General features: G+C 45.6%; 10 protein-coding genes. 1 reads left to right on the top strand and 9 read right to left on the bottom strand.

Annotated elements, in window-relative coordinates:
* Both argJ and argC read right to left on the bottom strand, forming a co-directional pair.
* Positions 1–1,239 (bottom strand): bifunctional glutamate N-acetyltransferase/amino-acid acetyltransferase ArgJ, encoded by a 1,239-nt coding sequence (gene argJ, locus MKY28_RS29180; RefSeq protein ID WP_340937717.1) that lies wholly within the window; start codon positions 1,237–1,239, stop codon positions 1–3.
* 130 nt (positions 1,240–1,369) lie between these two features.
* A complete protein-coding gene (gene argC, locus MKY28_RS29175; RefSeq protein WP_340937716.1) occupies positions 1,370–2,419 on the bottom strand; it encodes an N-acetyl-gamma-glutamyl-phosphate reductase in 1,050 nt (349 codons plus the stop codon).
* A gap of 330 nt (positions 2,420–2,749) precedes the next feature.
* Between argC and cls the strand changes: the two genes are divergently transcribed.
* The gene (gene cls / locus MKY28_RS29170; RefSeq protein WP_339284418.1) at positions 2,750–4,198 is read left to right on the top strand and encodes a cardiolipin synthase; all 1,449 of its coding nucleotides are present in this window, start codon (positions 2,750–2,752) and stop codon (positions 4,196–4,198) included.
* 134 nt (positions 4,199–4,332) lie between these two features.
* Here cls and MKY28_RS29165 read toward each other — a convergent pair whose 3' ends face one another.
* The 7 genes from MKY28_RS29165 to fliS form a co-directional block, all read right to left on the bottom strand.
* A complete protein-coding gene (locus MKY28_RS29165) occupies positions 4,333–5,241 on the bottom strand; it encodes a YitT family protein (RefSeq protein WP_036612451.1) in 909 nt (302 codons plus the stop codon).
* A gap of 132 nt (positions 5,242–5,373) precedes the next feature.
* A protein-coding gene (prfB, locus tag MKY28_RS29160; protein WP_101313559.1) for a peptide chain release factor 2 occupies positions 5,374–6,487 on the bottom strand; the annotation gives its coding sequence in 2 pieces (ribosomal slippage) (positions 5,374–6,414 and positions 6,416–6,487; 1,113 coding nt in all).
* Between the two features lie 243 nt (positions 6,488–6,730).
* Positions 6,731–9,235: a preprotein translocase subunit SecA gene (gene secA / locus MKY28_RS29155; RefSeq protein WP_036667733.1), complete on the bottom strand. Its 2,505-nt coding sequence runs from the start codon at positions 9,233–9,235 to the stop codon at positions 6,731–6,733.
* A 1,023-nt stretch (positions 9,236–10,258) separates the two neighbouring features.
* On the bottom strand, positions 10,259–10,822 hold the full coding sequence (gene hpf / locus MKY28_RS29150; protein WP_036667734.1) for a ribosome hibernation-promoting factor, HPF/YfiA family: 564 nt from the start codon (positions 10,820–10,822) through the stop codon (positions 10,259–10,261).
* Positions 10,823–11,243: 421 nt separating this feature from the next.
* Positions 11,244–11,441: a cold shock domain-containing protein gene (locus MKY28_RS29145; protein ID WP_024631599.1), complete on the bottom strand. Its 198-nt coding sequence runs from the start codon at positions 11,439–11,441 to the stop codon at positions 11,244–11,246.
* A 400-nt stretch (positions 11,442–11,841) separates the two neighbouring features.
* Positions 11,842–12,177 (bottom strand): hypothetical protein, encoded by a 336-nt coding sequence (locus MKY28_RS29140; RefSeq protein WP_340028263.1) that lies wholly within the window; start codon positions 12,175–12,177, stop codon positions 11,842–11,844.
* Positions 12,170–12,565 (bottom strand): flagellar export chaperone FliS, encoded by a 396-nt coding sequence (gene fliS, locus MKY28_RS29135; RefSeq protein ID WP_091036383.1) that lies wholly within the window; start codon positions 12,563–12,565, stop codon positions 12,170–12,172. Before fliS ends, MKY28_RS29140 begins: the two co-directional genes overlap by 8 nt.
* Positions 12,566–12,568: the final 3 nt, after the last annotated feature.

Below are 12,568 nucleotides of genomic sequence, written 5' to 3'. Positions count from 1 at the left end.
TTACGTGCGGTATGCGGCGTTAATTCGGACGTAGTCATACGTCAGGTCGCAGCCCCAGGCTGTTGCTGTTCCTTCGCCGTGGTGCAAATCCACCACGATGCGAACTGTATCAGTCTGCAAATAGGCCAATGCCGCTTCTTCGTCAAACACGACTGGGCGGGACTGCGCAAGTACCGAGATATCTCCCAAACGGATATCTACGGTATCCGGGTTCACCGGCTGTCCTGCACGCCCTACGGCTGCAATAATTCGTCCCCAGTTGGCGTCTGCGCCAAACATGGCGGATTTCACCAGACTGGACCCGATGACAGTTTTCGCGATTGCTTGCGCGGACTCATCACTTACTGCTCCTGTAACTTCTACCTCAACCAGTTTGGTTGCTCCTTCACCATCGCGAGCAATGGCTTTGGCTAGCACTTGGCAAACATAGGTGAAGCCGGCTGCAAAAGCGTCCCAATCTGGATGCTCTGTGGTCAGCTCTTCATTGCCTGCATAACCACTGGACATAGCTACCAGCATGTCGTTTGTACTTGTATCCCCATCAACGGTAATCATGTTAAATGTATGATTGGTTGCCTGGCGCAACAAGCGCTGCAACGCTTCTGCACCAATGACCGCGTCAGAGGTCATGAAAGCGAGCATTGTCGCCATATTCGGATGAATCATACCCGAGCCTTTGGCGGCTCCCGCAATCGTAACCGTCTTACCGTTAACTATAACGGAGACGCAAGCTTCCTTTTTTACCAAATCCGTTGTCAGAATCGCTTGTGAAAATTGCTCCGCCTCATTCGACTCCTTGCCCATATGCGCTGGAAGACCAGTAATGCCTGAATGTACAGCATCCATTTTGAGCAATTCACCAATGACACCTGTGGATGCCACAGCCACGTCTTCTTCTGCCACACCCAACTCACGCGCAGCCGCCGAACGCATCGCATGAGCATCTTCTTCCCCTTGTTGCCCTGTACATGCATTAGCATTACCACTGTTAACGATAACAGCCTGAAGGCGTCCGTTGCTCAAGCTTTCGCGTGTTACTTTGAGTGGTGCCGCCTGAAACACGTTCGTCGTGTATACAGCAGCAGCTGTAGCCGGTACATCACAGCGGATCGCTCCGATGTCATTACGAGATGTCTTTTTCAATCCGCAGTGAAGTCCACCAGCAGTGAATCCCCCAGGGGTTACAATTGTTCCGTTCTCAACCACGGTAAAAGTCTGTTGCTCCACATTCGTTCCCATATCATATCCCCCGTATGCGTTCAGCTATATGCTGATGATCGCCTGCTTAACCTGATCCGTTCTCCCTAGAAGACTCTGAGAGAGCACTCTTACACCGAATGTCCCAGTGCTCCTCCTAAATTCCAATCCCTTATGGATATACCGGTGTCATGTTCAGCCCGAGGTTCTCCTCCCATCCCATCATCAGGTTCATATTTTGAATCGCTTGCCCGGAAGCACCCTTCACCAGGTTGTCGATGACCGAAATAATCGTTAAACGCCCTGTGCGAGAATCCACCGCAAATCCGATATCACAATAGTTGGATCCGTACACTTCTTTGGTAGAAGGCCAGATGCCCGGTTCACGTACACGTACGAAAGGTCGGTTCTCATAATATTTGCGGTACAAATCCACGATCTCCCGGTCGCTGTGTTCCCCAACGAGGTTTGCATACATCGTACTCATAATTCCACGTGTCATTGGCACCAGATGTGTTGTGAAAGTAACCGTAACAGGCGTTCCCGTTATACTGCCAAGCACTTGTTCGATCTCGGGAATATGTTGATGTTTATTCAGTTTGTAGGCTTTGAGATTCTCATTCATCTCTGCATAATGGTACGACAGATGGGTTCCACGTCCTGCACCGGATACGCCCGATTTGGCATCAATAATAATAGTTGAAGGATCAATCCAGCCTGCCTCTACAGCAGGGATCAGTCCAAGAAGTGTAGCCGTTGGATAACAGCCTGGGTTGGATATAAAATTCTTTCCCTTCACTTCTTCGCCATACACCTCAGCCATGCCGTATACCGCTTGTTCCAGCAAATCAGCTGAAGGCGCCGGATGTTTGTACCACTCTTCGTACACTGTTCCATCCTTGAGTCTGAAATCGCCAGACAGGTCAATCACCTTAAGTCCTGCTGCCAGCAGGCTTGGTACGAGCTTAGCACTTACGCCGGACGGGGTCGCTGTGAATACCAGATCCGCACGACTCGCAATTTCAGCCGGATCTACACCGTCGAGTGGCCTGTGAATCACGCCCGTCAAATGCGGAAATCCATCTGCGATGGACTCACCACTGCTCGATGATGAGATCACCGATGTGATTTCAACCAGCGGATGGTTCTGGAAAAAACGAATCAGCTCCACCCCGCCGTAGCCGGTGGAACCGACGATTGCTACTTTTAATTTGTTATTCACTCTCGCTCCCCCAATCTCGATGTATGCGCTACTTGTGCTATGCCCTTGCCTGAAGGATACTTGAACACAGCAATTCCGTCGCTTATATGCATATTTGTGTATTATTATACGACTCTGGTTATATAAATACAACACTCTATCATCAATTTCACATGGATTTCCATCCAATCCGAACATATCTTTTTTTCTCATCCGGGACGAATAGGTATACATCTGTTAAAATACCTATTAGTAGGAAACATTACAATCAGGGTCTCATTCATAACTAACCTGCTACCAAGGACATATGAATAGATTCATGATGGTCATTATGAGACGTGGGGGACTATAGTGCATATCGAATCCATTTTACTTATTGTACTCCTTGGCCTGAATATTATTTTTGCGGCAGCAGTCGTTTTCTTCGAACGGAAGGATGCCAGCGCTTCCTGGGCTTGGCTGCTCGTCTTGAACTTTATTCCGGTGTTTGGGTTTGTACTTTATCTTTTAACCGGTCAGAACCTGACCCGATACCGGCTTTTCCAGTGGAAAGAACGTAAGAAGCTCGGGCTAGAGGAACGTATTGAAGCCCAGCTCACGCAGTTGCACGATAACCGCACCCCTTTCCGCAACCAAGCAACCGAGACTAGCCAGGACATGATCTATATGAACCTGAAGCAGAACGGAGCTCTGGTGACGGAAGATAATGCGGTTGAGATCATTACGGACGGAACAGACAAGTTCCAACGGCTCTTGGATGACATCGAAGCGGCCAAGGATCACGTGCACGTACAATACTACATTTATAGAGGCGATCGTCTGGGCAAAAGAATTCGAGATGCACTCATCCGCAAAGCGCGGGAAGGCATCAAAGTTCGTTTGCTGTATGACGCGCTCGGATCACGGCGGGTATCAAAACGTTTTTTCAAAGAATTGCGCGAAGCAGGCGGTTTGGTTGAAGTCTTTTTCCCCTCCAAATTCAGTCTGATCAACTTGCGTATGAACTACCGGAACCACCGTAAGATTGTCATCATTGATGGTAACCTGGGGTACACAGGCGGGTTTAACGTTGGAGATGAGTATCTTGGCTTGAACTCCAAATTCGGTTACTGGCGTGACACACATCTGCGTATTCAAGGGAATGCCGTTCATGCGCTGCAGACCCGTTTTCTCCTAGATTGGAATGAAGCGTCCAAGCAACACGACACACCTTATGTTCCGGCGCATTTCCCTCATATTGAGGGCACAGGAAAGATTGCCATGCAGATTGTCTCCAGTGGACCTGATGCAGAGACCGAGCATATCAAGAACAGTTATCTTAAGATGATTAATGGGGCCAAACATTCGATTCTGATTCAAACGCCTTATTTTATCCCGGATGCCAGTGTATTCGAAGCTATTCGTCTCGCGTGTCTGTCCGGTATAGATGTTCGCATCATGATTCCAAATAAACCAGACCACGCTTTTGTATATTGGGCTACGTTATCTTATATTGGTGAGTTGTTGAAGGTGGGCGCCAAAGTATTTATATATGATAATGGCTTCATTCATGCCAAAACACTTATCATCGACAGTTTGGTTGCATCCGTGGGAACCGCCAATATTGACTACCGCAGTTTCCGGTTGAACTTTGAGGTTAATGCTTTTATGTACGATGAAGCGATTGCGACAGCACTTGTACAAACCTTTGAGCACGACCTGCATGTATCGCGAGAAATGACGCTCGATGAATACCAAAAACGTAGTCTCATTATCCGCTTCAAAGAAGCCATTTCCCGTCTGCTATCTCCGATTTTGTAGCGGTCAATATTTATAGTAAAAAAACAGGCACATCCTCTCCCGTCATTTTGGAGAAGGATGTGCCTGTTTTTTTCTTGTCTTGAACATCCAAACGTATGAGCCCTACACGGCTCACTTGCTATTTTTCACACCGTTCACACATGTTCTCCCCGCTTAAAACCTTCACCAAGCACTTCGTGCGCGTTACTGATAATGACAAAAGCTCCCGGGTCCACAGACCGGATCAACGCTTTGAGTCTTGGTACCTCATTCTGTCCAACCACGACCATCAGTACCGTTCGTTGATCATCGGTGTAACCGCCTTTGGCCTCCAGCTTCGTTAATCCGCGATCCAGGTCATCCAGAATCACTTTGCTAATCGCTTCGGTCTGGTTGGAGATAATATAAGCCACCTTGGAAAAGCCTAAGCCCATCTCAACGGCATCGATCACTTTACCAGTAACATACAACCCAATTAGTGCATAGAGAGACTGTTCCAATGACAATACAAAAGCAGCCATAATAATAACCGTAGCATCCATAATAACGACACAGAGGGAGTAACTCAGTCCACTGTACTTCTGCACAATCCTGGCAAGAATGCTCATGCCACCTGTTGATCCTCTACCTCGGTATACAATTCCAATCCCTAAACCAACACCAATCCCACCATACAGTGAACCAAGTAGCGGATTCGTTGTTGGAATGGCCCAATCCTTCGTGAGATAAACTAACAGTGGCAGGACAATACTGCCCAATACCGAGCGAACACCATACTGCTTGCCAATGAGCAGGAAACCCGCAATCAAAAGTGGGATATTAATTGCCCATTGGGTATATGCCGGCTCCCAATTAAGCCATTCCTTGCCCAGAATTGATAACCCGGACACCCCACCCGAAGCGATCTGATTTGGTAATAAAAATAAATTAAAGGCCACTGCAATTAAAAACGAACCTACAATGATAGATACCGTATCCACGACGTTTCTCCATGGACCATTGAGTGGAATGAGGCTAGTTATCCTCTTTTTGCGATTATTGTGAAGTTGTGATCGTTGTTGCATGTTCTCGTGCTCTCCTTTTATGTGACTGATCAGTTGTTCGCTCATTTTTTCTATCCTATAAAATTATTCAAAAAAAAGCTCCCGTATACACCAGCATACGCCTACACGTATGGGTCCATACAGGAACTTATATTAATCGGTTTCTACTTTAATCTGGCTACGCAAATAACCATCGATGAATGCATCGAGGTCGCCGTCCATTACTGCCCCTGTATTTCCAGTCTCCACGCTTGTACGGTGATCCTTTACCATACTATAGGGATGGAACACATAGGAGCGAATCTGGCTACCCCATGAAATATCCGACTGATCTCCTCGGATTTCATCCAGCTGTTGTTTTTGCTCTTCAATTTTACGCTCATACAATTTCGAACGAAGCATCTTCATCGCCCGCTCACGGTTCTTGATCTGTGAACGTTCATTCTGACACGTTACAACTACACCTGTCGGAAGGTGGGTAATCCGCACGGCTGAGTCGGTGGTATTGATATGCTGTCCACCCGCGCCACTCGCACGGTAGGTATCAATCTTGAGATCCTCTGTTCGAATGTCCAATTCAATCGTATCATCAATCTCAGGAACCACATCACATGATACGAAGGACGTATGTCTACGGCCCGATGAGTCAAAAGGAGAGATCCGCACCAGTCGGTGTACACCCTTCTCGGCTTTCAGATAACCATAAGCATTGTGCCCCTTGATCGATAGCGTGACGCTCTTGATCCCCGCCTCATCTCCTGGCAGATAATCCAGCACCTCAACCTTGAAGCCACGCTTCTCGGACCAACGTGTGTACATCCGGAGTAACATTTGTCCCCAGTCCTGTGACTCGGTACCACCTGCCCCCGGATGAAGCTCTAGAATGGCATCCATCTTATCATACGGCTGGTTCAGGAGCAGCTGAAGTTCGAACTCTGCCACCTTGCTCACAATCGCTGTGACGCTTCTACCGATCTCTGCAGCGAGGTCTTCGTCGCCTTCCTCGTCAGCCAGTTCTACCATCATCACCGCATCATCATAGTCCTGTTGGAGTTTGGTGTATTGATCCACAGATCCCTTCACCGCATTTAGCTCAGCGATTACGGATTGCGCCTTGTCACTATCATCCCAGAAATCCGGAGCAGACATCTTCACTTCGAAGTTGCCGATCATCTCTTGCTTCAGATCTAAGTCAAAGAGACCCCCTAAGGTTGGTTAGTTTCTTGCCTATTTCACGCAGGTCATGCTTCACGTTTGGATCGATCATGTGCAATTCCTCTTTTCATTAAGATAAGCTCCCCGCATCCAGGGCATTCCTTCAGATCAAGTAATTGATGCGCCACCCTGGTGTTGAGACTACTGTTGTAAACAGTATATCTCTTCCCCCTGATCATGGTCATATTATTATAACTATGCACCATTAATCGGTTTTGCATCCTTCACTTCATCCTATGGAATACCCGGCTGCAAGGAGCCATTCATGTCATTCGTGTATAAATGAACCCTTTAACTACTCTTGACCGTGGCAGTGTTTGAACTTCTTACCACTACCGCATGGGCATGGATCGTTACGTCCGATTTGGTCAGAAACCTTCACTGGACGTTTCTCAGCAGGTTCACCACTTGTCGAGATTTGACTTTCCTCAACAACCGCTTGACGCTCCTGATTGCTCTCGATCTGTGCTCTCATCACATAAGTCGCTACTTCTTCTTGAATTGAAGCGATCATCTGATGGAACATCTCGAAGCCTTCGAACTGGTATTCACGCAGTGGATCTGTACCACCGTAGGCGCGAAGGTGGATACCTTGACGCAATTGATCCATTGCATCGATATGATCCATCCACTTACTGTCTACTGCACGGAGCACAACCACTTTCTCGAACTCACGAACCATCTCTTCGCCAATTCGCTCTTCACGTGCATTGTACTTGTTCTGAACTTTCGTGAACAGGAACTCGATGATCTCTTCTGCTTCCTTACCCCACAGATCATCTTTAGTTATGGAACCATCGTCCAGCAATTTGCTGTTCATGTAATCAGCAACTTCCTGAAGCTCCCAGTTTTCCGGGATATCGTCACTACAATGTGCTTCAACGATACGTTCAATGGAAGGCTTGATCATATCCATAACGATTTGTTTGATATTTTCGGACTCCAGTACCTCGCGGCGCTGTTTATATATAATTTCACGTTGTTGGTTCATTACATCATCATATTGGAGAACGACTTTACGCACGTCAAAGTTGTTACCTTCAACACGCTTCTGCGCTGATTCTACTGCACGGGTAATCATCCGGCTCTCGATCGGTTGGTCTTCTTCAAAACCAAGACGCTCCATCATGTTCAATACATTGTCTGCACCGAAACGTCTCATCAATTCATCACCCAGTGACAGGTAGAATTGTGTTGAACCCGGGTCACCTTGACGTCCCGCACGACCACGTAGCTGATTATCAATCCGGCGTGATTCGTGACGCTCTGTACCGATGATATGAAGGCCGCCTACTTCAGCTACACCATCACCCAAGATAATATCTGTACCCCGTCCTGCCATGTTGGTTGCAATCGTTACTGCACCCGCTTGACCAGCTCCTGAGATGATCTCTGCTTCTTCCGCGTGGTACTTGGCGTTCAGTACCTGGTGTTTGACACCACGGCGTTTAAGCATGTCAGACAGGCGTTCAGAGTTCTCAATGGACACTGTACCTACCAGAATCGGTTGATTCTTACTGTGGCGTGCCACGATCTCTTCTACAACGGCATTGAATTTGCCATCGATGCTCTTGTACACGACATCTGCCATGTCATCCCGCTTGTTTGGGCGGTTGGTTGGAATTTGCAGTACTTCGAGACCGTAGATTTTTTTAAACTCTTCTTCCTCGGTTTTCGCTGTACCCGTCATACCCGCAAGTTTACGGTACATCCGGAAATAGTTCTGGAAGGTAATCGTAGCAAGCGTCATGCTCTCATTTTGTACTTCAATGCCTTCTTTGGCTTCAATCGCTTGGTGCAATCCATCACTGTAACGACGTCCAGACATCAGACGACCTGTGAATTCATCGACGATCATGACTTCCTCATCACTGACAACATAATCCACGTCACGACGCATGATTGCATTAGCTTTCAAGCCCTGTACAATGTGATGGTTGAGAGTTACATTGGCATGATCATACAAGTTCTCGATACCAAATGCTTTCTCTGCTTTTGCCACGCCCGCCTCAGTCAACGCTACGGATTTCACCTTAATGTCTACCGTAAAGTCTTCTTCCGGCACCAAACGCTTCACAAAACGATCTGCTGCATAGTACATATCCGTCGACTTCTGAGCTTGTCCAGAGATAATGAGTGGCGTACGCGCCTCATCGACCAGGATGGAGTCTACTTCATCAATGATACAGAAGAACAATGGACGTTGTACCATTTGCTCTTTGTACAGCACCATGTTGTCACGCAGATAGTCAAAACCAAACTCATTGTTCGTTCCGTACGTAATATCACATGCATATGCATGTTGTTTCAACGCATGGTCCATACCGCTGAGGTTAACCCCAACCGTCATGCCCATGAACTCATAGATTTGTCCCATTTCCTGGCTATCCCGTTGTGCCAAGTAGTCATTGACCGTGACCACGTGTACACCTTTGGACATTAACGCGTTCAGATATACCGGAAGTGTTCCTACCAGCGTTTTACCTTCACCCGTTTTCATCTCGGAAATACGGCCTTCATGCAGCGCGATACCGCCCAGCATCTGTACATCGTAGTGACGTTTGCCCAGTACACGACGTGATGCCTCACGTACGGTTGCAAATGCCTCTGGAAGAAGCTCATCTGTTGTTTCTCCCTTTTCAATACGAGCACGGTATTCGTCCGTTTTACCTTTCAGTTGTTCATCAGACAACGCCTGAAATTGTGGTTCCAGTTTATTGATCACATCGACCGTCTTCATCAGACGTTTAACATCACGTTCATTCATGTCGCCGAAGATCTTTTTGACAAGTCCTAGCATGGTATACCCCTTTCGTGCAAAACAGAATAGACCCCCTGTTGCCGCCATGCGACACCATCGGATGGATGTTGCATCCACTTGCCCGGGGGTGACAAACAATATGATTTGAGCTTAATGAAGGTTACACTTCGTCAACTCAGTTGCCAGAATGTCCTTTCGATCGCTGTTATCCCCTGATTTCTTTTAAACTCTCTTCTCAGAGGGGGAAATCCAGGGATAAAGGCGTATGCTTCCGATGTAGCTTTCTTTCAGAAAGCTTTCAGGCGAACGCTTCGCTTCTACAGATCATTTCCGCCCTCTTCGTCATCCGTGTAAAAATCAAATTCAAATCATATGCTAATAAGTAATATGATGAATCAACTCCAGGCTTGCCAAGGGTTCCTCATGAAGCTGATTCGGTATTCAAACGGATTCGGTTATTAAAAACTAGCCGAAGCCCGAGCCTTGCGAATCATGTTCATGGTGCTGTGCCTGTCATTGATTATGATTAGCGATCATTCGTTGACAATTCCTCATCAGGACAATGATTCTCTTTGCATAAATTGTAACAGTTTGTAAGGGCCGCCGCAACACGCCACGGCACACTTCTTTGAACTTCTGAGACATATCAAACCGAGTTTAAGTGCAAAAAATCATAGTCGTTAGCGGAAGCGTCCGATTGTCATGTTTCGTTTTGCAGGATAGACAGCTCTGTCAACGAATTTTGATGGTAAATTTGGATGGAAATCTCAATATCCAGTTCTCGAATGTAGGTATACGAATATTTTCGTAAGCATCGGAATCTGGTGATAAACTTGTACCAATTATGATTATTCTTACTATCTATTAGACGCAGCAGCATAGGGAATAGTTTCACCATTTTATTTCCAAAGGTGATTTCCCAGCTTCTCTACGCACAAAAGAGCCCCATCCCCTAAGGGATAGAAGCTCTTGTTAAGTCCAATCCAGGAAACTACAGTCCCTGTCTTCATTATTATTAGATATTCATACGCATGTCCGTTCCGATGATCCTGTACGTTAAGATTAACCTTGTTCGATCAATCCGTACTTACCATCGTTCCGTTTGTAAACAACGCTAACTTCTTCACTGTCAATGTTGGAGAATACGAAGAAATTGTGACCAACCATGTTCATTTGGAGGATGGCCTCTTCCACGTCCATTGGTTTCAACATAAAGCGTTTCGTCCGTACGACTTCAAAATCATCGTCATCCGTGTCCGTATCCAGTTCAGCTGTAGCTACAGTACCTGTTGGATCTTCAACGAAGAGTGTTTTCAGGCTACCTTCCTGGCGGAACTTACGGTTAATTTTTGTTTTGTGTTTGCGGATCTGACGTTCCAGCTTGTCCACCACGGAGTCAATCGATGCATACATATCATCGCTCTCATCCTCAGCGCGGAGCACAATGCCTTTCAATGGGATCGTCACCTCTACCGTATGCAAACCTCTCGTCGTGCTCAATGTAACAGCACCGTCAGAGTTAAGGGGTGCATCGAAATACTTCTCGAGTCTACTCAACTTTTTGTCGACATAATCCTTCAAAGCATCAGTAACCTCGATTTGTTGACCTCGAATACTTAAATTCATAGGGCACTCCTCCTTTTTCCTTTGCCACTTCATTATAACACGAATGTAAGCGCCATGTAAAAACTCCCGGTGACCGAATAATGACATCTGTTCAAGCCACATCTGCCAACGTAGGCATAACGCCATATTTCGCGATATTTCATCATATTCAGCCATAATCGAATATTTACTTGGTATGAATTATTAGGCGCTTGATGATGTAATTAACCCATTTTGAGCTTGCTCAATCTAATATGTAAAATGAACTTCAATCTATCTCTTGAATCTATTAAATTCAAGAGAATAATGTTCCTCGGATGATCCTCAAATCTCTAATCTATTGAAACAAAAAAAGACCCCGGAAAGTACCGGAGTCTGATGCTAGCGATAATTCAATTTGGTAACCATCTAACCATATATGTAGGTCGGATTGTCCGGATGATTATAATTTGATTACGTTAGCTGCTTGCGGTCCACGTGCGCCTTCGACGATGTCGAATTCTACGGATTGACCTTCTTCCAAAGTTTTGAATCCTTCGGATTGAATTGCGGAGAAATGTACGAATACGTCGCCGCCATCTTCAGTCTCAATGAAACCGTAACCTTTTTCTGCGTTGAACCATTTTACTTTACCTTGCATGCACTAACATTCCCTTCGTCATCAAATGAAGTGAAGCTTTCGGCCTTAACCTCTGCCCACAATTCAGATAATACCATCCAAAGTTATCCATTGTCAATTGGAAACGTAAATGTTTTCTTGGAATTTTTTGTAGATTAATTGGGGTTTGTGTTGAAAGGTGGGATATCTTGAATATATCAGGTAATTGGAGGGTTGGTAAGTCTATTTTTGATGTATTAATGATAGACGATTGGATGAGAGTTTACTGTTCAGATAACGAGAAATAGATACACCTTGCGTAGGTAAACATTTCATAATTCCAAATATTAAGAAAATTAAAACAAGATAACACAAGATAACACAACAGAAAAAGGACGCAAAATATCCCTTACAGGTATCTTACATCCTTCTGAATTCTTATTTAATATCTTTTTGTGTCTACAATAATACTGTCCACTGCGTAAGACATCTCATATGCATTCTTTTGTACTTTAGCCTGCTTGCGTTGAATGAGCCAGTCTTTTGCTTCTATTTTCAAGCTGTTCATGCGCATCAGAATGGCATGATCATTATCCATAATCTTCTTAAGCCGTGCTTGTTGAGGCACTGAAGCTTCGCGCTGATCCTGCTTTAACATAGAATCAATAATGTTCTGACGCTTGTCCACAAATAGTTCCAATTCATCTGAACTCACCTCATCAATCTGAAGCATGATATCTTGCGTTAGCCGCTCTAGCTCTTTAATCAAATCATCCATGAACGGCTCCAAGTTCAGATGAGGATACCATTTTGCTTGCCTGAACCCAGGTCTCTTTCAACTCTTTCAAATAACCCAAAGCTTCCTCAGCTGGCTCAGCAGTTTTTTTCGTATTAGCATCAATAAGAAGGAAATTAATATATTCATACAAAGCATTAAGATTCTCTGCAATATCAGAAGAGCGATCCAATGTAACTGATAACTCGCTAACAATGGTTTGTGCTTTTCCAAGATTCAAACTAACCTTCTGATAATCCTTGGCACCCAATCCATCAATCGCTGTCCGTACAAAACGAATAGCCCCATCATATAACATTATCAACAACTGACCTGGTGAAGAGGTCTGAACGGACGACTGACGATATTGATCATATGGAGACTTAATCATATT

Origin of the sequence: Paenibacillus sp. FSL R5-0473 (assembly GCF_038004565.1) — a bacterium.
Lineage (GTDB): Bacteria > Bacillota > Bacilli > Paenibacillales > Paenibacillaceae > Paenibacillus > Paenibacillus amylolyticus.
The sequence above is the reverse complement of the archived record's forward strand: the minus strand, read 5'-3'. Positions and strand labels throughout refer to the sequence as shown.